Annotated in this window: 10 protein-coding genes; all 10 read left to right on the forward strand. The window is 64.5% G+C overall.

The features are described from left to right. The first annotated feature begins 168 nt into the window (after positions 1-168). Positions 169-12,645 (forward strand): filamentous haemagglutinin family protein, encoded by a 12,477-nt coding sequence (locus ACL9RJ_RS01740; RefSeq protein ID WP_422764793.1) that lies wholly within the window; start codon positions 169-171, stop codon positions 12,643-12,645. A 199-nt stretch (positions 12,646-12,844) separates the two neighbouring features. Next, a complete protein-coding gene (locus ACL9RJ_RS01745) occupies positions 12,845-13,447 on the forward strand; it encodes a transposase (protein WP_017128496.1) in 603 nt (200 codons plus the stop codon). 74 nt (positions 13,448-13,521) lie between these two features. Further along, positions 13,522-15,132, forward strand: coding sequence for a ShlB/FhaC/HecB family hemolysin secretion/activation protein (locus ACL9RJ_RS01750; protein WP_422764794.1), 1,611 nt, complete (start codon positions 13,522-13,524; stop codon positions 15,130-15,132). A gap of 23 nt (positions 15,133-15,155) precedes the next feature. Then, the gene (locus ACL9RJ_RS01755; RefSeq protein WP_422764795.1) at positions 15,156-17,000 is read left to right on the forward strand and encodes a DUF2341 domain-containing protein; all 1,845 of its coding nucleotides are present in this window, start codon (positions 15,156-15,158) and stop codon (positions 16,998-17,000) included. A gap of 11 nt (positions 17,001-17,011) precedes the next feature. After that, positions 17,012-17,437, forward strand: a complete 426-nt coding sequence (locus tag ACL9RJ_RS01760; RefSeq protein ID WP_017128493.1) for an ExbD/TolR family protein — start codon at positions 17,012-17,014, stop codon at positions 17,435-17,437. Between the two features lie 2 nt (positions 17,438-17,439). Continuing rightward, on the forward strand, positions 17,440-18,147 hold the full coding sequence (locus tag ACL9RJ_RS01765; protein ID WP_422764796.1) for an energy transducer TonB: 708 nt from the start codon (positions 17,440-17,442) through the stop codon (positions 18,145-18,147). A gap of 40 nt (positions 18,148-18,187) precedes the next feature. Then, the gene (locus ACL9RJ_RS01770; RefSeq protein WP_017128491.1) at positions 18,188-19,912 is read left to right on the forward strand and encodes a putative porin; all 1,725 of its coding nucleotides are present in this window, start codon (positions 18,188-18,190) and stop codon (positions 19,910-19,912) included. A gap of 16 nt (positions 19,913-19,928) precedes the next feature. Beyond that, entirely contained in the window at positions 19,929-20,576 is a 648-nt protein-coding gene (locus ACL9RJ_RS01775; RefSeq protein ID WP_017128490.1) for a hypothetical protein, read from the forward strand. Positions 20,577-20,596: 20 nt separating this feature from the next. Further along, positions 20,597-21,085, forward strand: a complete 489-nt coding sequence (locus ACL9RJ_RS01780) for a YbjN domain-containing protein (RefSeq protein ID WP_042936570.1) — start codon at positions 20,597-20,599, stop codon at positions 21,083-21,085. Beyond that, positions 21,082-22,035 carry a peptidylprolyl isomerase gene (locus ACL9RJ_RS01785; protein WP_422764797.1) on the forward strand — a complete coding sequence of 318 codons (954 nt, stop codon included), beginning with the start codon at positions 21,082-21,084 and terminating at the stop codon, positions 22,033-22,035. The genes ACL9RJ_RS01780 and ACL9RJ_RS01785 overlap by 4 nt, the downstream gene beginning before the upstream one ends. Positions 22,036-22,044 lie beyond the last annotated feature (9 nt).

Genomic DNA, 22,044 nt, shown 5'->3' on the forward strand with positions numbered 1-22,044 from the left:
GTCAGTGCCGGTCAATCGATCTGGCCCCGCCATTCACGTTTTCGTGAACTTTCCATGACAAGCGTTCGGTCCCGCCCCTCGCCAACCGCCTTCTTCTTATTAGCCGTCCCTGCGTCCCGGGTGCCGGTGTTCAGCAATTTCCGTGCAACAGGAAAAGGAACAGTCGTGATGCGTCTCCTCAAAAACCAATCCGAAGCGTTTTCCGGCAACACGGGCACCGGTCCCTGGCACCTCAAGCCGCTGGCCCAGGCCATTGCGCTGCTGCTGGTCGCCGGTGGCGCCCAGGCGCAGCCGCTGGCATTCAGTTCGAATTGGTTCGCGGCCAAGGGCGCGGCCCAGGCCTCGGGCGCGGCGCGGCCCGGGGTGACGCCAGGCTCGCCACCGCCGCTGGCGCAACAGCAACGGGCCAACCAGGTCCTGCAACGCTCCCTGAGCAACCTCAACAACACCGTGGCGGCCATCGCCGCCCAGCAGGCGGCGCAGGCTGCCGGCCGCTCGGCCGCGCTGATCGCGCCGCAGACCATCCACAACGGCCTGGGCGGCAATGGCCTGAACTTCGTGATCGGGCCGGACGGCAAGCCGCTGTTCGTCAACGCCGAAGCACCGGTGCAGACCGATAGCAACGGCAAGACCAATGTGTCGATCAAGCAGACCGCCGACAAGGCAATCCTCAACTGGGAAACCTTCAACATCGGTCGCGATACCACCCTGGAATTCCAGCAGAACGCCGATTGGGCGGTGCTGAACAAGGTCAACAACGCCACTGCGCCGAGCCAGATCCAGGGCCAGATCAAGGGCGCCGGCACCGTGATGGTACTCAACCAGAATGGCGTCATCTTCAGTGGCAGCAGCCAGGTCAACGTGCGCAACCTGGTGGTGGCGGCCACCACCATGAAGGACGAGGATTTCCGCGACCATGGCCTGTACAACGGCACCCAGCCGGTATTCACCGGCGCCGCGGGCAAGGTCGAGGTGCAAAGCGGGGCTCGGATCGAAACCCATGCCCCGGCATCCTCCACGGCAGGTGGCGGCTATGTGTTGTTGCTGGGTTCGGAAGTCGAGAACGCCGGCACCATCAGCACGCAGAAGGGCCAGACACTGATGGCCGCCGGCGACAGCTTCGTGATCCGCAAGGGCTATTCCACCGACGGCAATCCCAACTCGACCACCCGTGGCAACGAGGTCAGCGTTATCCGCGACAACGCCAGCGCCGCCGGCAAGGTCACCAACAGCGGCATCGTCATGGCTGCCACCGGCGATATCACCCTGGCCGGTCACGAAGTCATGCAGAACGGCGTGCTGCTCGCCAGTACCTCGGTCGACACCCGTGGCACCCTGCACCTCAATGCCACCGGCAACGGCGCCAGCGTGGTCCTCGGTGAGGGCAGCACCAGCGCGATCCTGATCGATAACAGCAGCGCCCTGAACAGCCAGCTCTCCGGACAGACCGGACCGATCACCAACGCTACCGACAACATCGTCGGCGCCGGCAACGACCGTCGGGCACTGTCACGGGTCGAGGTCAACAGCGACGGTACCGTCGATTTTCGCAATGGCTCCATCACCCTCGCCACCGGCGGCCAGGTGATGGTCAATGCCGGCCAGCGCAGCCTCGTGCGCGACGGCGCGACCATCGATGTGTCGGGGGCTGTCGGCGTGCAGGTGGCGATGGAAGCCAACAGCATCAAGGTCAATATCCAGGGTAACGAACAGCGTGATGCCGCGGTCAACCGTGATGGTGGCAAGCTCAACAGCACGGATGTCTGGGTCGATGTCCGCGACCTGGTGTTTGTCCCGGCGGGCACCAACGGCTACCCCACCGACCGCTGGTACACCGCCGGTGGCCTGCTGGAAGTCAGTGGTTACCTCGGCACCCAGGCCCACAGCATCGGCGAGTGGATGGCCCAGGGTGGCGTGGTCAACTTCACCGGCAACGATGTGGTGACCCAGGCCGGCTCGCAGATCAACGTGTCGGGTGGCACCCTGGATGTGCAGGGCGGAATGATCAAGCAAAGCTGGCTCAAGGGCGCCAACGGTCGCCTGTACGAAATCTCCAGCGCCCCCGGCGATATCCTCTACACCGGCATCTACAAGGGGTATGAGTCCACCAGTACCCGCTGGGGCCAGACCGAATACTTCTACAACCCGTTGCTGGCACCTCGCGAGCGTTATGAAAGCGGCTATGTCGTCGGTCGCGATGCCGGCAGCCTGGTGATCGGCACCCGCAATGCGGTGCTCGAGGGCAATGTCGTCGGCGACACCTTCCAGGGCGATCGCCAGACCCGCGCGCCCCAGGCCGGCCTGGATGGCTACAACCAGTCGCAAAAGGCCGCGGCACGCGGCGCGCAGCTGGTCGTCGGCAACTACGTGCCGTATTACGTCAAGTCCAGCGGACTGCTGCAATACGCATTGGGCGCCGATGCCAACACCCTGAAGAATGTGGTGCTGAACCAGAGCAGCGAGCAGATCGCCGCCGGACTGGACCTGAACACCGCCTTGCCCACGGATCGCCAGGGCACGCTGATGCTCAATACCGACCGCCTCAATGGCTTCAACCTGGGCGCCCTGAAGGTCGCGGCCACCGGCAATATCACCGTCGACAGCGCGGTGCAGGTCGGCAATGGCGGGAACATCACCCTGTTCGGTCCTCAGGTCGACGTGAACGCCAACCTCACCGCACGCGCGGGAACCATTCAGGTCGGCAACGTGCTGCAGCAGTTCGGCAGCAACGGGCTGGCTGACAGCACGCTCGGCGGCGCGGGCCGGGTAACGGTAGGGCAGGGAGTGAAACTCGATGCCCGTGGCCTGTGGACCAACCAGATGCTGGAGACCGGCAATAACAGCGGCCTGGCCTATCTGAACGGCGGCACCATCTCGCTGCGTAGCAGCGGTGACCTGACCCTCGGCACTGACAGCGTGGTCGATGTCTCTTCAGGTGGCGCCCTGTTGTTCAAGAACCGGCAGCAGGGCGGCAAGGGCGGTGACGTGACCTTGGCGGCCAATGCCAATGTCTCCACCGGCACCGGCAAGCTGACCCTGGGCGGCGAGATTCGCGGCCAGGGTGTGAACGGTGGCGGGACCCTGTCGATGCAGGCCGGCAAGGTCCTGATCAGTGACTCGGCGACCGGCGCCCCCGCCGATACCCTGCTGCTCAATGGCGGGTTCTTCAACAAGGGCTTCTCCGCCTATGACATCAAGGGTAACCAGGGCTTGATCGTTGCCGATGGCACCCAGGTCGATGTCAGCATGCCGGTGTACCGTTTTGGCGAGCAGGCGCTGGTGACGCCTGGCGGCGGGGATCCGTCCGCGGCGCTGGAAACCTGGACGCCGCCGGTCTATCAGGAAGATGCGATCAAGGGTGTGCTGACCCAGCGCAAGGGGGCCAGCCTGAGCCTGCAAGCCGGTACGTTCCAATCCACCGCGGCGGATATGGCCACGGTCGAGGCCGTGATCGGCAAGGGCGCGGTAATCAATGTCGATCCCGGCCAATCCATTGCCGTGCGCAGCATCGGCCAGTTGACGGTGGACGGCCGGCTCAATGCCTGGGGCGGGAACATCACCCTGGGGCAGGTGGCGCAATCCGGCACGACGACGGAAGTCCCCAATGCCGCCGGCCATGGTCGCTCGATCTGGATCGGCGAACAGGCCGTGCTGGATGTGGCGGCCCGCGCAGTCACCGCCGTCGACGTGAGGGGCAACCGCTACGGGCAGGTACGTCGTGGCGGCAGTATCGTGATCGGAGGTGAAATCGATCATGCAACGGGCCAGGCCAGTGCCGCCGATCTGTTCGTGGTTATCCGCGAAGGCGCGACCCTCGATGCCTCGGGGGCACAGGCCACGCTGGATATTCCGGGGCAGGGCGCCATTCAGGTCGCCAGCGATGGCGGCAGCATCTCCATCGCTTCGCGTAACGGTGTCTATCTGGACGGTGACATGTTTGCCCGGGCAGGGGGTGTAGGGGCCGCGGGCGGCAGTCTCGCCGTGGCGCTGGAGTCGAACAGTTACCTGTTGCCAGCGGCGGATCGGGTCCTGCAATTACGTGAACTGATCATCAGCCAGCATCGCGATGCCAGCCTGTTGCCGCTCGGCAGCGATGCGGGCTCGGTCGCCGACAGCCTGGCGTACGGTCATGGCCGGCTGGCGGCCGATCAGGTCCGCGATGGCGGTTTTGGCAACCTGGCCTTGCTCAGCAACGGCGTGCTTAGCTTTGACGGTGATGTGAACCTGGCCTTGAACCAGAGCCTGTCGCTGTATTCCGGCGCCCTGGGCCTGGCCGAATCCTCGGCGGCGAATGCGCGGATCCAGCTGTCCGCGGCCTATGTCCGCCTGGCCGGGTTGGCGCCCATGGGCAAAGATTTCCATACCTCGCCAACCTTGCGTACTGGTACTTCCACGCAAGCCACCCAGGGCGTATTCGAGGTACAAAGCCAACTGCTGGATGTCCGCGATCAGGTTCGCTTCGGCGCCCGGGGCACCATTGCTCAACAGGCAGGCAGCCTGACCCTGGACCGCCGTGGCTTCGAGCAGGTGAACCTGCGCAGCGAAGGCGATATGCGCTTGCTCGCCAGCACCGGCACCATCCCGACGACCTCCCTGATCACCCCCGCGGCGCTCGGTCTGATCGCTGCGCAGATTTACCCGGATACCAATGCCCAGGCGCTGATTTCCGCCAGGCGCGTGGATATCGGGCGTACCACGGCGACCACGCCACGCGTACCTTATTCGGCATTCGGCCGCTTGAACGTCGAGGCGGACCTGATCAACCAGGGCGGTGTCCTGCGGGCGCCACTGGGGTCGCTGATTCTCGGCCGCAGCGACGCCGGTCCGGGTAATCCTGCCGCCACGGCTGAGGTCAACCTGTTGTCCGGCAGCCTGACCTCGGTCAGCGGCAAGGGCCTGATCATGCCCTATGGCGGTACGGTCGACGGTATCACCTACCTGTACAACGGTGTGCCCCTGGACAAGTCGCTGTTGAGCAATGAAGACGGCAAGGTCCCGCGCGGTATCGAAATGCGCGGCCAATCGGTGGCGGTGGACGAGGGCGCGGTGGTCGATGTCTCCGGCGGCGGCGACCTCACCGGTGCCGGCTTTATCTCCGGGCGCGGCGGTTCCACCGATGCGCGTTTCAACCCGCTGGTGCAGTTCAATGCCGATGGCAGTTTCACCTTGCCGGGCCTATCGACCAATCCGATCTATGCAATTATCCCCGGAGTCCAGGCCGGCTATGCCCCTGGCGGCTCATCGGACCCGGTAGTGGGCCGGCAGATCACCATTGGCGCTGGCGTGCCCGGCCTGCCGGCGGGTATCTACACCTTGCTGCCGTCGTCCTATGCGCTGTTGCCGGGAGCATTCCGGGTCGAGATCAATGGCCTCTCCGGGCAGGGCGGTGCCTTGGGCGCGCAGGCCATGCGCAATGGCTCCTGGTCGACCTCCGGGTCGCTGTCCATCGCCGGCACCGGTATTCGCGACAGCCTCTCCAGCCAGGTGATCGTGACTTCCGCCGATGTGCTGCGACGCTATTCCCAGTACAACGAAACCAGCCTCAGCAGTTTTATCCTGGCCGATGCCGCCAAGCTTGGCGTGCCACCGATTCTGATGGCCCGCGACGCCAAGGCCTTCGACCTCAAGTTGGACCTCAATACTACCGGGCGTCCCAGCTTCAGTTTCTCCGGCCAGTTGCTGGCCGAGCGGGGCGCCGGAGGCAATGGCAGCACGACTGCGATCACGACAACCCAGGGTGGAATCGAGGTGGTGGCCAAAGGCACGGCTGCAACACCGGGGTTCGTTGGCGTTACGCTGGAAGATGCCGACCTGAATGCCATTGGCTCCAAAAGCCTGGCACTGGGCGGGGCGGCGACGGCTGTGTATGGACAGGGTGGCAACTACCTGACCTTCAAGAACGGCAGTAACGTGACTTTACGCAGCGGTGCGGGGCTGGTCGGGCCTGAAGTTTTCCTGCTGGGTAATGTCCTGGTAGAACAGGGAGCCAGCATCAGCACCCTGGGCCAAGGGGCGGCTGCCCGTCAGGGCGCGGGCTACATCTATGCGCCCGGGACCGTCAGCGTGTTGGCCGTATCGAATGATCGTCTGAATGTGCTCGCTCCTGAAGCCGGGGGCAGTGGCAGTATTCGTGTCGGCGGCTGCGACACCACGTGCACCGGCACTACCAGCCTGTATTCCGAAGGCACCATCGTCATGGCGACCAACAACACCTTCGCCCTGGACGAGTCCGTGCGCTACGGAACCCGCCACCTGACCCTGGCGGTGGGCGCGATCAATGCCGGCAGTGCCCAGTCACTGGCCGACATGGCCGCCAACAACGCCTTGCCCAGCGGCCTGACGCTTAACCAGAGCGTGCTCGACCGCCTGTTGCGTGGAGATACCAGCACCGGCGCCCCGGCCCTGGAAACCCTGGAACTGAGTGCCCGCGATGCCTTCAACTTCTACGGCGACGTGGTCCTCGACACCTACGACAGTGTGACCGGCCAATCGCGGCTCAAGGAGCTGGTGCTGACCACGCCGGCCATCTATGGCGCCGGCACCAGTGCCAACAACGCGACCATCCGCACCGCCGACCTGATCTGGAACGGTGCCCAGGGCAAGCCCGGCACGGTGGTCAACGGCGGCGCGGGGACCGGCAGCGGCAATCTGAATATCCAGGCCGAACGCATCGAGTTCGGCTATGGGCCCAACACCCAGCCCGGCACGCTGCCGTCCTACGATCGCCTGGCCCTGGGCTTCGCCAATGTCAACCTGAGTGCCAGCGACCGCATCACCGCCAACCACAAGGGCAGCCTGGCGGTGTACCAGAGCCAGGGCGCCTATGTGGAGGGCAAGGGCTACAGCTACAGCGGCGGCAACCTGAATATGCTGACGCCGCTGCTGACCGGCGAGGCTGGCTCGGTCAACAAGATCACCGCCGGCGGAGCGATCCGGATGTCGGCGCCGGCGGGCTCGACTCCTGGCGATGCCACCCTGGGCTCGGGGACCCTTGGCGCCGAGCTGGCGTTGTCGGGCAAGAGCATCGTGCTCGACACCCGGATCGCCTTGCCCAGCGGCAAGCTGACCCTCGACGCCGAGGGCGACCTGACCCTCACTGACGCGGCGCGGATCGATATGTCCGGGCGCAAGGTCAGCCTCAACGATGTCGACAAGTACAGCTGGGGGGGTGACGCGACCCTGCAAAGCCGTACCGGCAGCATCCGCCAGGCCGCGGGTTCGGTGATCGACCTGCGGGCCGTCAACAACCAGGCCGGCACGCTCAAGGTCGTGGCACTGGATCCTTCGGCCGGCCTGGTGGACCTGCAGGGGCAGATCCTCGGCAGCAGCAGCGGCTACTACGACGCTGGCGGCACCCTGGTGCCTTACAAGTCCGGTGGCGTGGATATCCGCGCCCAGCGCCTGGGCCTCACCGGCACCCTGGACAGCCAGTTCGCCGCCCTAAACCAGCGTCTCAACGACGGCCAGGTGTTCGGCTCGCGCAGCTTCCAGCTCAAGCAGGGCGACCTGAATATCGGCAGCGATATCAAGGCAGGAGATGTCAACGTCTCCGTCGATAACGGCCGCCTCACCGTCAGCGGTACCATCGACGCCAGCGGCGAGCGGGTGGGCAGCATCCGCCTGGCCGGCAAGAATGGCCTGACCCTGGATGGCAACGCGGTGCTCGACGCCCATGGCAGCGTGCTGCGGGTGGACAGTTACGGCAAGATCATCGATTCGCCCAACCGTGCCATTGTCGAGCTGAGCTCCGGCGACGGCACCCTGACCCTCGCCAGTGGGGCGCGCATCGACCTGCGTCACGGCACCGCGGCCAAGCCGGGGCAGGGCGATGGCCAGGCCCGTGGCACCCTGGAACTCAATGCGCCGCGTATCGGCAGCGATGGCCGACCGACCTCGGCCGATGGCAGTCAGGGCCAGGATGCGGCGACCCATGGCGATATCGCCATCGACGCCCGCACCGGGCTGATCATCCAGGGCGCCAAGTCCATCGCCCTCAATGCGGTCCAGCGCTACACCGATGCGAAGGATGGCGTCGATCCGGCGGTCAGCGGTCGTCCTTATCAATACATCGATCAGGACTACCTGGACCAGAAAGACAAGGAGAGCGCCAAGTTCATCGAAAACGCCGTGCACAACAACACCTTGCTCGACGACAAACTGGCGGGCCTGCACAACGCGACCTATGACGATGTCTTCCACCTGCGTCCGGGTGTCGAGGTCGTCGCCAAGGGCGACCTGGTGGTCCAGGGCGACCTCGACCTGTCCGGCTACCGCTACGCCAGCCTGCGCGCCGGTGAAGCAGGAGCACTGGTCATGCGGGCCGGTGGCGACCTGGATATCTACGGCAGCATCAACGACGGCTTTGCCCCACCGCCGAAAACCCAGGACGACACTGGCTGGCTGTTGACCGAAGGCAAGCAGATGTTCGGCGGCGATGTGGTCCTGCCCAAGGGCGGTATCGTGTTGCAGCAGGACACGGCATTCCCGGCGGGCAAGGTGCTCAACTACGACCTGCCGATCCAGGCGCTGACCGTCGCGGCCGGTACCGTGCTGCCGGCCACGGGGACCCTGAGAGCCGACATCAGTCTGCCTGCGGGCACCGTGCTGTCAGGGGCGATCTACAACGCCAACGGCACCCTGGCTTATGCCGCAGGTACACTGCTCGATCAGCCCCTGGTGGTGGTGGCGGGCATGAAACTGGGAGCGGGTACCCGGCTGGCCGGCAATACCGCGCTCGACGCCATGACCTGGCCGGCCGGTGTGCCGCTGCCAAGCCGGCCGCAGGCCTCGATCAACGACAACAACCCCAATGTCGTCCTGCTGGCGGGCTCGATCACCCTGCTCAAGGGCTCGGTGATTCCGTCCATGACCGATCTCAAGCTGGGTGGGAAGTCGATTGACCTGCGTGACGGCGCCCAGGGCAGCAACTGGGCGGTGGCGCAGATGTTGCCGGAAGGTTCGCAGTCCTGGTCGATTCGTCTGGTGGCGGGTGCCGATACCGCAGCGGCGGATACACGATTGACCGATCCGTATGCCGAGCACGGGACTATCCGGCTGGCCGACACCCACTATGGCATGACCGCCGTTCCTGCCGCAGGCGCATTGGTCTGGACCAAGGAAGGCTCGCTGGATATCTACGGTGACGAGAGCATGGTCGGCAAGCCGATCGATTTTGATCTCATCGGTTGGCCGACCATGTGTCAGGACTCGCCGAGTTTTTGTGCCGTCCCCCCGCCTGTCTATCTCTGGACCAGGGAAGGTTCGCTGGATATCTATGGCGACGAAAGCATGGTGGGCCAACCGATCGATTTCGCGCTCATTGGTTGGCCAACCATGTGCGAGGACTCACCGGGCTTCTGTAAGGCGCAGGCATCCGACTATACCCTTGAGCCGAGCAAGGCGAACTTCAGTGTCCTGCGCACTGGCACCGGGGATCTGGAGTTGCTGAGCGCGGGCAACCTGAATATGAACTCTCTGTATGGTGTCTACACGGCGGGCTCATCGACGCCTGTCAGTGCCGAGTTCAATCGACCCAGGGGACGCAATGGCACTCTTCTACCCGACCAGTTGGGCGGTTACGAGTCACTGGTCGACGGCGGTACGGGCAGTCTCTATCGGGCCTGGTATCCAGACCACGGCGGCAATCTGCTGCTGAGTGTGGGGGGGAATCTGACAGGTGATGCCCTGGCCATGCGGGAGAAACAAAGCGGTGATCCCGCACAATTACCGAGCGCGTCGCTGGGTAACTGGCTCTGGCGCCAGGGCAGTGGCACTCCCCTGGCCGGGGGGGACAATATCCCGACGGCCTGGTGGATCAACTTCGGTACCTACACCAGTCTCAACTCGGGCAGTGCGCTGACCGGCTTTACCGGCTTCGGCACGCTCGGCGGTGGTAATGTCGATGTTCGTGTAGGAGGGGACGCCGGCACCCTGGTGCAAATGGGTGACTCCGTTTCCGGTAACCAGAGTGCCGCGCTTCGCAGCCAGGGGTTGATACTGGCCGTTGGGAGTACGGGGCGTGTGGGTGCCAATGGCCAGCTTATGCTGACCGGAGGCGGGGATTTGAATCTCCAGGTCGGTGGTGGTGTGAACCCGACCCTGGCCGCCCGGAACCCGCTGGACAAGAACGGCAATCCCCTGGCGCCGATCCATGACTTGCAGGGGGCCTTGATCAACCTGCGTGGCAACCTTCAGGTACAAGCCGGTGCGCTGGGTGGAATTGATCTGCACTATGGGGCTGTGTCTGTCGATCACGACAAGACCGACACCCGCTCCTTTGATCCTTACACGGCCTCTCTGGCCAGTTCCACCGGCGGTCTGGTGCTGATTCCCGGCGACGCCACGATCAGTCTTTCGACGCGTGGCGATCTGGTCGTGGGCGGCGCCACTGATCCGGGCCGAGTATCACTGCCAAACAGTGTTGCGCTCGACCTGAATCCCGCTGCTGCTACCCCCAATCCATTTTCGGGCATGGGCTACAGCTGGTTCTCGCTCTGGACCGATCACACGGCCATTGACCTGTTCTCGGCAGGTGGCAACCTCACGCCCAGTACCCAACTGGGGGAGATCAAGACCTCCGGCACGGCTGCGCTTGAAGGACGCAACAGCTCAGCCACCGACGGTCGCTTTGTCTATCCCTCGATCCTGCGTGCGGTGGCAGCCAACGGTAGTTTCTACTACGGCCCGTCGGCGCTCTACAGCGCGAGCAACCTGGCGAACGCCAACAATTACTCACTGCTGCTGGCACCATCGGCCAATGGGCAGCTCGAATTCCTCGCGGCTGATTCGTTGTACGGTGGCGGATATGCGATCAACCAGTCCGGTGCGGCAGCCAGCGCCATCGCCACGCCGTTCAAGCCGGCTTTCATTGCTTATGACGCCGGCGGCAACAAGGTGATCGATAATCAGGGCGGCACCGCTATTGTCGCAGATCCCTTGGCCGTGGGTGGGCGCTACCCGTTGTTCGCCTTCGGCGCGGATACCGCCTCGACCCGCAGCAATGTCCTGCCTGCACGGTTCTATGCCCGGGACGGCGATATCGTCGGCTTGCGCACCGGTGAAATCCTTTCCTTCGCCAATGGCAGCACCTGGTACGAAAGCGCGGGTCCGGTACGGATCATGGCCGGGCGCGATATCGTCAGCAGCGGGAAGGCTGCTGGCGGTTCGAGCATACCGACCGATCAGGGACTGGCGGCCGGGGAGACCAGCGGCAACCTGTTCGCCCACAACGACCCGACCGATATCTCCGTGATCCAGGCGGGTCGCGACCTGCTGTACAGCGCATTCAACGTCGCCGGCCCCGGCACCCTGGAGGTCACTGCCGGGCGCAATATCCTGATGGAGGACAAGGTCAGCATCACCAGCCTGGGCGCCGTGGTACCCGGCGATTCACGACCCGGGGCGGACATCGTGCTGCAGGCCGGTGCGGGCAGCAACGGGGCGGACTATGCGCGTTTCATCGCGGCCTACCTGGATCCGGCCAACCTCGCTCAGCCGGGCGAATCCTTGTCCGGTCAGGGAGCCAAGGTGGCCAAGACCTATGAAGCGCAACTGGTTGCCTGGCTGGCCGGGCGCTATGGCTTCAGCGGTGATGTCGGCCAGGCCCGGGCCTACTACGCGGCCCTGGCACCGGAGCAGCAGCGGGTGTTTGCCCGCGAGGTGTATTTCGCTGAGCTCAAGGCCGGCGGCCGCGAATACAACCAGGTCGGCGGGCCGCGTGAGGGCAGTTACCTGCGCGGCCGCGAAGCGATTGCCGCGCTGTTCCCGGAAACCGATGTGGCCGGCAACCCGATTGGTTACCAGGGCGATATCACGCTGTTCGGTGGCTCCGGAGTACACACCAACTTCGGTGGTTCGATCCAGATGCTGACGCCGGGCGGAAAGCAGGTGTTCGGTATCGAGGGGGCCGCGCCACCGTCCACGGCGGGGGTCATCACCCAGGGTTCGGGGGATATCCAGCTGTATTCCCAGGGCAGCATCCTGCTCGGCCAGAGCAGGATCATGACTACCTTCGGCGGTTCGATCATGGGCTGGTCGGCGCAGGGCGATATCAACGCCGGGCGCGGCTCCAAGACCACCGTGGTGTACACGCCGCCCAAGCGCGTCTATGACGACTGGGGCAATGTCAGCCTGTCCCCGGCGGTGCCGAGTACCGGTGCCGGTATCGCCACCCTGAACCCGATTCCTGAAGTGAAGCCAGGCGATATCGACCTGATCGCACCGCTGGGCACCATCGATGCGGGCGAGGCGGGGATCCGGGTTTCGGGCAACGTCAACATCGCCGCCCTGCATGTGGTGAACGCGGCGAACATCCAGGTCCAGGGTAAATCCTCGGGCGTGCCGGTGGTGGCGTCGGTCAATACCGGGGCGATCACCTCGGCCAGCGCGGCGGCAAGCTCGGCGACCCAGGCGGCGGACGACGTGGCGCGGCAGCAGCAGGCCAATGCCCGGCAGAACCAGCCTTCGGTATTCACCGTGCAGGTATTGAGCTTCGGCCAGGAACGCCTGGAACCTTCACGCGAGGGTGCCAGCCGCTCGCCGGCCTACAACCCCGACAGCCCCGTGCAAGTGCTGGGCGCCGGTCCCCTGGACGAGCAGGCGCGCCAGCGTCTGACCGCAGAGGAACGGGGCAACCTGACCTTGTAATCACCTGGTGTTTCACCCCAGGGGCGGCCGTGATGGCCGCCCTTTTTTTTGCCCGGCAGCCCGTCGTGGAATGAAGCTTTTATGACAAAAGTTCGGTAGCACAAGGCCAGCCCCGTCATGGATATGTGAAGTGTGCAAGGTGCCGCAAGGCAACGATTCCTGAGGATGACGGGAAGGCGGGGAGATCGAGGTGGGGACTATGGAACGTTACTCGAAAGTGGGCATGCAGGAGCTGGATCAGCGTTTGTCGAAGATCGTCGAAGCGGCGCGCAAGAAGCCGGTATCGGTCTACCGCTACGGTGCGCCATGGGTCTGGATCGTCTCGCAGGAGGACTGGCAGGGCGCCTTGAAGGAGGTCTCCAGCTACATCCCGCCGGGACATTCGCTGGTGCTGCTGCGCCCGCAGATCGATGACCTGCTGGACGACCACCGTGAGGTCCTGCTGGCGCTCAATGCCGACTCCAGGATGCTTATCGCGCCGCAGACGGTCATGCACATCCTCTTGCTGCAACTGCTGTATTCGGTGCCCAGCGAGCAGCAGTTGTACGAACAGCTCAATTACAACCTGCTGTTCCGCTGGTTCGTCGGCCTGGACCTGAACCAGAAGGTCTGGAACTTCAACATCCTCAGCAAGGACATCGCCACGCTGCTGGACAACCCGCAGGCGGTGACGCTGATCCAGAAAATCATCGGCGAGGTGTTCTGTGGCGCGTTGCTGCAGATGCCGGAGTTCTCCCTGAACTTTGCCCTGTTGCACACCTGGCTGGCCAGGCACGCGGTCACGGCGCTGTCGAGCAATTGATCGAACAAGCGACGGGAAACACCGTCGCGACGGTTTCGAGTTGATTCGAGACCTTTCTGAATTTAGGGGGCGGTGTGAAGCATCTGTTCTTCAAAGAGGCGCGAGCGATAAACGCCGGGCGCTGGCTGCCGGTGTGCGCGGGATTGGCCCTGGCACTGCTGGGACGGCCATTGCTGGCCGAGGAAGCCGCCGCGCGCCTGGTGGATGTCAACGAATACGTCGTGCGTGGCAATACCGTGCTCGATGCCCGGGATATCGAGGAAGCGGTGTACCCGTTTCTCGGCCCGCAGAAGGCACTGAGCGATATCGAAGGCGCGCGGGATGCCCTGCAGAAAATCTATCAGGCCAAGGGCTATCAGTCGGTCTTCGTCGAATTGCCCGAGCAGAAGGTCGAGGAAGGCATCGTCTTCCTGCAGGTCAGCGAGACCAAGGTCGGACGGGTGCGCGTGGTCGGCGCCAGGCACTATTCCCCGGTCGAGATCCGCGATGACGTGCCGGCCCTGAAGGAGGGCGAGGTGCCCAATTTCGCCAACGTCCAGGGCGAGCTGGCGGCGTTGAACAAGACCGCGGGACGGCAGGTCATGCCCCTGGTTCGCGAGGGCCAGCGGCCGGGCACCATGGACGTCGACCTGCAAGTGGAAGACAAGAACCCCTGGCACGCCAGCGTGGGCCTGAACAACGACTACAGCGCCGACACCAAGGAGCTGCGGGCGGTCACTTCGCTGGGCTACGACAATCTCTGGCAACTGGGCCACAGTGTCTCCCTGACCTATTTCACCGCACCGGAAGACCAGGACAACGCCAAGGTCTGGTCAGGGTCCTATACCGCGCCGCTCAGTGATCGCTGGTCGGTGCAGCTCTCCGGCTACCAGTCCGACAGCAACGTCGCGACCATCGGAGGCAGCAACGTCCTCGGCAAGGGCCACTCCTACGGGATTTCCGGGATCTACAGCCTGCCGGCAGCGGACGCCTGGGCCAACTCGTTTTCCCTGGGCGTGGACTTCAAGGACTTCGAGGAGCAACTCAAGTTCGGTGGCAGCAGCGACACCGTGCCGCTCAAGTATGCCCCGATCACCCTGGGCTACAACGGCTATCGCTATACCGAGAGTTCCCAGTTGGGCCTGGGCCTGAGCCTGGTGGCCGGTACCCGGGCGTTCTTCGGCTATGGCAGCGACGGTCAGGAATTCGGCCGCAAACGCTACAAGGCCAGCCCCAGTTTCACCGTGCTCAAGGGCGACCTGAATTACACCTGGAACTTCCTCGGCGACTGGCAGAGCGCTTCGAAAGCCTCGTTCCAACTGACCTCCAGCCCGCTGGTTTCCAACGAGCAGATGTCCGCCGGCGGTGCCACCTCGGTACGCGGTTACCTGGCCGCCGAGCGCATCGGTGACGAAGGCTACCTGCTTTCCCAGGAGCTGCGCACCCCCTCGCTGGCCAAGTTCCTCGGCAGTTATGTCCAGGAGTGGCGCTTCTATGTCTTCGCCGAAGGCGCCCAGCTGTACCTGCGTGAACCGCTGATCGAACAGGAGTCGGACTACAGCCTCGCCAGCGTTGGCCTGGGCACCCGCGCCAGCCTGGTCGACTGGCTGTCCGGCAGCCTCGACTGGGGCTACCCGCTGCTGGACGGACCGAACACCAAGAAACAGGACCCACGTTTGCACTTCAGCCTGCAAGCCACTTTCTGAACCCATAAAAAGGAGCATTTTTCATGCAGCGCCTGATGACTTTCCTGTTGATCTGCCTGGGCTTCGTGCTCCCGGCCACCGCCCAGGCCTGGTGGCAGGATGACTGGCACTACCGCAAGCAGATCACCGTCGACACCACGCCCCAGGGCGCGGCCATCAACGATGCCCTGGGCCGCACCAGCCTGCTGGTGCGCCTGCACACCGGTAACTTTACCTTCGACGGTGTCAAGGAAGACGGTTCGGACCTGCGGTTTGTCGCTGCCGACGACAAGACCGTGCTCAATTACCAGATCGAAAGCTTCGATCCGCTGATGGGCATGGCGCTGATCTGGGTCGATGTCCCGAAGATCGACGGCGGCCAGCGCCAGGATATCTGGATGTACTACGGTAACCAGAAGGCCCCGGCCACCAGCAACGGGCAACTGGCGTTCGAGTCGAACTACACCGCCGTCTACCACTTCGACGGTGCGGTCGCCACGCCGCCCAGGGACGCCACGGCGTTTTCCAACAATGCCCAGAACGCCACCGGCAGCCGTATCGACGGCGTGATCGGCGCGGCGTTGCAGTTCGGCGGCCAGCCGCTGATGCTGCCGGCCAGTCCGTCGCTGCAATATGCCGCGGGCGGGGCCTTCACCCTGAGTGCCTGGGTTCGCCTGGACCAGGCTTCGGGTGAGCAATTGCTGATGGCTCGTCGCGAAGGCGCTCACGCCTTCCTGCTCGGCACCAGCCAGGGCACGCCGTTCGTGGAGGTCAACGGCCAGCGCGCGGTATCGACCCAGGCGCTGAATCCGGGGCAGTGGCAACACCTGGCACTGACCGCTCAAGGCAGCAAGGTCTCGCTGTTCGTCAACGGTCGCGAAACCGCGACCCTGGCCCAGGAAGTGCCGGCCTTCAACTCGCTGATCGCCATCGGTGGCGACGTTCCGCCGGTGGCGGCCGCCGACCCGGCGGCACCGGCTTCGAGCGCTTTCCAGGCCTTCAACGGCGCTATCGACGAGCTGCGCCTGTCCAAGGTCGTGCGTCCCGCCGCCGCGCTGCTGGCCGATGCCTCGGCTCAGGGCGCCGAATCGAAACTGGTGGCCTACGGCGCCGACGAAGAGCAGTCGGGCTTCGGCTTCGGCAGCCTCGGCTTCCTGCTCAAGGCGGTGCCGGTGGACGCCTGGGTGATCATCGCCGTACTGGTGCTGATGATGATCCAGTCGTGGTTCATCATGATCCGCAAGAACCGCGCCCTGGGTCGTGTCAGCCGGGCCAACGAAGCGTTTCGCGAGCAGTTCGGGCAGATCGGCACGCGCCTGGAGATGTTCGCCGACGACCAGGACCTGGCCCGGCGCCTGGAGCACTCGTCGCTGTGGCGCCTGTACCTGGTGGCGGTCAAGGAAATCCGCACCCGTCGCGCCCAGGGCGCCGATACCTCGTCGGTCTCGGCGGCCACCATCGAGGCCATCCGCTGCTCGATGGACGGCGTGCGCACCCGGGAAAACCAGCAACTGAGCTCGAAACTCTCGACCCTGTCCAACGCCATCGCCGGCGGTCCGTACATCGGCCTGCTGGGGACCGTGCTGGGGATCATGGTGGTGTTCCTCGGCACGGCCATGGCCGGTGACGTGAACATCAATGCCATTGCCCCGGGCATGGCGGCAGCCTTGCTGGCCACGGCCATGGGCCTGTTCGTCGCGATCCCGGCGCTGTTTGGCTACAACCGCCTGATCACCCGCAACAAGGAAGTCAGTGCCGACATGCGCGTGTTCGTCGATGAGTTCATCACGCGCCTGGCGGAAATGCATGGCGAGGGCCAGTCCCACGACAACGCTCGCGGGCGCGCCGCGCATGCCGATCATCACGTCGCCGACATGTTGTCGATCTGAGGGGAACTGCCATGGCTTCCGTAAACACCTCCCATGACGACGATGACGATGCCGCCGTCGACAGCATCAACATCACACCCCTGGTGGACGTGCTGATGGTGGTACTGGTGATGTTCATCCTCACCGCCACGGCCCAGGTCTCGGGGATCCAGATCCACCTGCCCAAGGCCAGTGCCTCGGTGTCGTTGTCCGAGGCCAAGACCAAGGCCATCTCGGTCAACGATGGCGGCCAGGTGTTCCTCGACGCCTACCCGGTGACGTTGCCGGAGCTGGAGGAGCGCCTGCGCATCGAGAAGGCGCAGAGCCCGGACTTCCCGATCATCGTGCGTGGCGACGCCACGGTGCAGTACCAGAAAGTGATCGAAGTGCTCGACCTGCTGCGACGCCTGGAGCTGTCCCAGGTCGGGCTGGTCACCGGCAAACCGAACCAGGGCTGACCATGACCGCCAAATTACCGATCAGCCCCGATCCCGTGAAGAAGTCGCCCTTGCGCCTGGTGAAGTGGGGCGCCGGGTTGCTGCTGGGTGCCGTCGCCGCGTGGTTCCTGTGGCAGTGGGCCCACGACATGAGCGGGGTCCGTCGCGAAGCGCCGAAGGTGCCGATGATCATCCCGTTGCCGCCTCCGCCACCACCGCCGCCTCCCGAGCCGGAAAAGCCCAAGGAGCCCGAGACGCCGGTGGAAGAGAAGGTCCCCGAGCCGACACCCGAGCCTGAAGAGGTCAAGCCCCAGGAGGAAGCTCCGCCATCGCCGGTGGACGACCTGGCGAACCCGATGCAGATCGACGGCGATGCCCAGGCCGGCGGCGACGCTTTCAACATCGGCGCGGGCAAGGGCGGTGGCATGGCGGGCGCGGGCGGTGGGCGGCTGGGCAACGGCACCTACAGCCAGTTCCTGGCGTACACCTTCCAGCGCGTGCTCAAGGAGAACCCGGAACTGCGCAACCTGGCGTTTTCGCTGCAGACCGATGTCTGGCTCAGCGCCGCCGGAGATATCACCCGGGTCGAGCTGGTCAAGTCCAGCGGCGATCCCAGGCTCGACACACAGGTGCTGGCCGCGTTGCGCGCCGCTCCTCGATTAAACGAACGGCCGCCGGCCTCGATGACCTTGCCGGTGCGCATTTCCCTGCAAGGCCGCCGTCCCGGCTAGCCCCATACATGTGCAGTCTTGTCTAAGGAGTTCAGTGCAAATGGTTTCCAATGTGAATCGATTGAGCCTGGCGGTCGGCCTGGTCATCGCGACCCTGGTCGGACAGGCGACGGCCCAGACCGCGCCTTCGGAGAACGCCACGATCAATCTGATCCGGCTGCTGGTGCAGCAGGGCGTACTGAAAAAGGAGCAGGCCGACGGCCTGATCGCCCAGGCCGAGAAGGAAGCGGTCCAGGCACGCCAGGCCAACGCCGTCGCAGCCAGCGCACCGGCGGCAACGCCGGGTGAGGTGCGGGTGCAATACGTCCCGGCGATCGTCCGCGACCAGATCCGCGACCAGGTCAAGGCCGAAGTCATGGCCACCGCCAAGCAGGAGAACTGGGCGCAACCGAATACCTTCCCGGACTGGGTGTCGCGGATCAGTTTCGACGGCGATATCCGCCTGCGCGACGAGTCGCGCTATTACGCCGGTGGCAATGACAACGATGCGAACGGCAGCTCGGGCATCAACAGCAAGGAAATCATCGATTTCGCCAAGCTCAACGCCAACGGTCCCTATGACGTCAATCCACAGAGTTCCACCGGCCTGCCGCCATTGCTCAATACCCGTGAAGACCGCGAGAACCTGTTCCGGATCAGGGCCCGGCTGGGCATGAAAGCAGTGATTTCCCCGGAGTGGATGGCCGGCGTGCGGATCGGCACCGGTTCGGACAACAACCCGGTGTCCACCACCCAGACCCTGGGCGGCGGCTTTGCCAAGAAGGATATCTGGCTCGACCAGGGTTACCTGACCTGGAAGCCCTACGACTATGTGAGCATCACCGGCGGGCGGATGGCCAACCCGTTCTTCTCCACCGACATGTTGTACTCCACCGACCTGAACTTCGACGGCATCGCCGCCGTCTTCGACCGCAAGCTGAACGCCGATTGGGGCCTGTTCGGCACGGTCGGCGCGTTCCCGGTGGAATACAGCAACGATACCTTCACCAGCAATGGTTCGGACAAGCAGGCCAGCGACAACAAATGGCTGTATGGCGGCCAGATCGGCGCCAACTGGCAGTTCAGCCAGCACAACCGGCTCAAGGGGGCACTGGCCTACTACCGCTTCGACAATATCGAAGGCAAGCGCTCCAGCCCCTGCGAGCCCTGGAATGGCGATCCTGGCTGCGACACCGACGGCACGCGCTCGGCGTTCATGCAGAAAGGCAACACGGTGTTCCTGCTGCGCAATATCACCCCGGACCCGACGAACCCGGCCAAGACCCCGCAACCGCAATTCGTCGGCCTGGCTTCGGAGTTCAACCTGATCGACCTGAACCTGGTGCTCGACAGCGAACTGCCGGAAGACTTCAAGCTGCGCAGCCACGTCAACTACGTGCATAACCTGGGCTACGACGAAGGCGAGATGACCAAGCGCTCCGAAGGCCAGATCGTCAACAACCTGGACAACGACGGCAAGGTGGAAAGCGGCGCCAACGCAATGATGGTGCAGTTCACCCTCGGCAATGCGCTGGAACTCAAGCGCAAGGGCGACTGGAACGTCTTCGGTGGCTACAAGTACATCCAGCCGGACGCCTTGCCAGACGGTTTCAACGATTCCTCGTTCCACCTCGGCGGCACCAACGCCAAGGGTTTCTTCCTCGGCGCCAACTACGGCCTGGACAAGAACGTGATCGCCACCGCGCGCTGGCTCAATTCGGAGACGGTGTATGGCGCGCCATTCGATATCGATGTCATGCAGCTTGAAATCAACACGCGCTTCTAAGCGCGAGGGAGGTCCCATGAACATGCGAGCCCAGGTGCGCTGGTCGACGTTGTTGCTGGCGGTCGGCGTGGCACTGGCCAACGGCGCCAGTGCCGAAGGCATGGAAGAGCGCCTGCGCACCCAGTTGCGCAGCACCACCCAGCAATTGCAGGCGCTGCAAAGCGAACAGGCCCAGGCCAGCGCCGCGCGGCTGGCCGCGGAAAACCAGGCCAAGGCGGCCCAGGCGCAAATCAAGCAATTGACCGCCGAACTGGCCAAGGCCAAGGGCCTGAGCGAACAGCTGGCCGGCCAGCAACAGGCCCTGCAAAGCCAGGCCCAGGCCTTTTCGGTGGCCGCCAACGAGCAGTTGGGCAAGTTCAAGAAGGCCTATGACGACCTGCTGGTGATGGCCAAGGCCAAGGAGGCCGAGCGCGCCCGATTACAGGGACAACTGAGCGAGCGTGACACACAAGTGCAGCAATGTTCGGCCAAGAATCAACAGATGTACGGGATCGCCAAGGAGATCCTCGCCGCCTACGAAAAAATCGACGTGGCCGAGGTGATGAAAATCCGCCAGCCCTTCGCTGGCAGCGCCCGGGTCAAGTTCGAGGAAATGGCCCAGGCCTTCGGCGATGACCTCTACAAGAACCAGTTCGATGCGAGCCACGCATCTCTCAATCAATGATCGACAAGGAAGCACATTTCATGAGCGAACAACTGATCGAACACGTCACCCCGGACAGCCTGACCGAGTTGCTGCAAGGCGCCGGCTACCGCGTCAACCGCACCGACCAGAACGGTATCGTGCAACTGCTCAGTGCCAGCCAGGGCATCGGCTACGCCGTGCGTTTCGGTAACCTGGCGGCACAAGAGGGCAACTATGTCGACTTCACCTACAGCTGCGCGCTGCGGGTCCAGGGTGAGCTGCCAGCCGGCCTGGCGGAACTGTGGAACGCGTCGCGGCGTTTTGCCCGCTTGTCCGTGCAGGGCGAGTTCCTGGTGATGGAGATGGACGTGGTGGTGGCCGCGGGTGTCAGCGTGAACTACCTGCGTGGCAACCTGGAACTGTGGGATCGCCTGCTGCAGGAGTTCATCGTCTACCTGCGCGAGTACAGCCAGCATGCCGCGCAGTTGCAGGCACAACCGCAAGCTTCGGTTGAACCGGCGGCACATGAGGAGGAGGCGGCCCTGTGAAAAAAAGCAACCTGTTGGCCGGCGCGGGTGCGCTGGCCGTGCTGGTCGGGGCGGTCGCCCTGGCCATGCGCCCGGGTAACGATCCGGTGGCGGCGGTACAGCCGGCGCCCTCCGTCGTGCAGCCGGCGGCGAGTGGCCCGGCCGTCGCGCGCCTGGGTAACCAGCAAGTGGCGCCCGAGGAACTGAAGGCGCTGTTCGCGACCCTGCCGCCGGAATCGCGTGAGCAACTGCGGGGTAATCGTGCAGCGCTGGAGAGCTGGATCCGTAGTCGCCTGGCCGAGAAGGCGGTGCTCGAACAGGCCGATGCCCAGGGCTGGCGCCAGCGTCCGGAGATCGAACGGCAGACCCGCGCCGCTACCGAACAGATCGTCTTTCGCAATTACCTGGCGTCGGTCAGCCAGGTGCCGGCGGACTATCCGAGCGACGAGGAGTTGCAGCAGGCCTACGAGAGCGGCAAATCTGCCTGGCAGACGCCGCCCTTGTATCGGGTCAGCCAGATCTTCCTGGCAGTGCCCGACCCGCAGTCGCTGGAAAGCGTGCGCAAGCAGGCCGTTGACCTGAGTCGTCGCGCCCAGGCCGCACCGGCCGAATTTGCCGCGTTGGCGACCCAGTATTCCCAGGACCGCGATACCGCCAGGCGTGGCGGCGACTCGGGCCTGCAGCCTTTGCAGCAACTGGTGCCGGAAATACGCGGGGCGTTGTCGCGGCTGAAGGTTGGCGCGGTGGCGGACCCGGTGCAGAGCCCGGCGGGTTTTCATATCGTCAAGCTCACCGAGTTGCAGCCGTCGCGTACGGCGACCCTCGACGAACTGCGCGACCGCCTGCGTGATGCCTTGCGCAGCCAGCGCCAGGAACAGATTGCCAAGGCGTACCTGGAGGGCATGTTCAATACCGCGACCCTGAGCATCGACGGCGCGGTCCTCAATCAGGTGCTGGAAGAGAAACGCTGACAAGAAACT

This window comes from Pseudomonas sp. Mn2068 (assembly GCF_049319725.1).
Lineage (GTDB): Bacteria > Pseudomonadota > Gammaproteobacteria > Pseudomonadales > Pseudomonadaceae > Aquipseudomonas > Aquipseudomonas gingeri.

Bases quoted from the DNA above. Each gene is read 5' to 3' on its own strand.
- ACL9RJ_RS01740 (WP_422764793.1), top strand. From the start codon at position 169: ATGCGTCTCCTCAAAAACCAATCCGAAGCGTTTTCCGGCAACACGGGC.
- ACL9RJ_RS01745 (WP_017128496.1), top strand. From the start codon at position 12,845: ATGGAACGTTACTCGAAAGTGGGCATGCAGGAGCTGGATCAGCGTTTG.
- ACL9RJ_RS01755 (WP_422764795.1), top strand. From the start codon at position 15,156: ATGCAGCGCCTGATGACTTTCCTGTTGATCTGCCTGGGCTTCGTGCTC.
- ACL9RJ_RS01760 (WP_017128493.1), top strand. From the start codon at position 17,012: ATGGCTTCCGTAAACACCTCCCATGACGACGATGACGATGCCGCCGTC.
- ACL9RJ_RS01765 (WP_422764796.1), top strand. From the start codon at position 17,440: ATGACCGCCAAATTACCGATCAGCCCCGATCCCGTGAAGAAGTCGCCC.
- ACL9RJ_RS01770 (WP_017128491.1), top strand. From the start codon at position 18,188: ATGGTTTCCAATGTGAATCGATTGAGCCTGGCGGTCGGCCTGGTCATC.
- ACL9RJ_RS01775 (WP_017128490.1), top strand. From the start codon at position 19,929: ATGAACATGCGAGCCCAGGTGCGCTGGTCGACGTTGTTGCTGGCGGTC.
- ACL9RJ_RS01780 (WP_042936570.1), top strand. From the start codon at position 20,597: ATGAGCGAACAACTGATCGAACACGTCACCCCGGACAGCCTGACCGAG.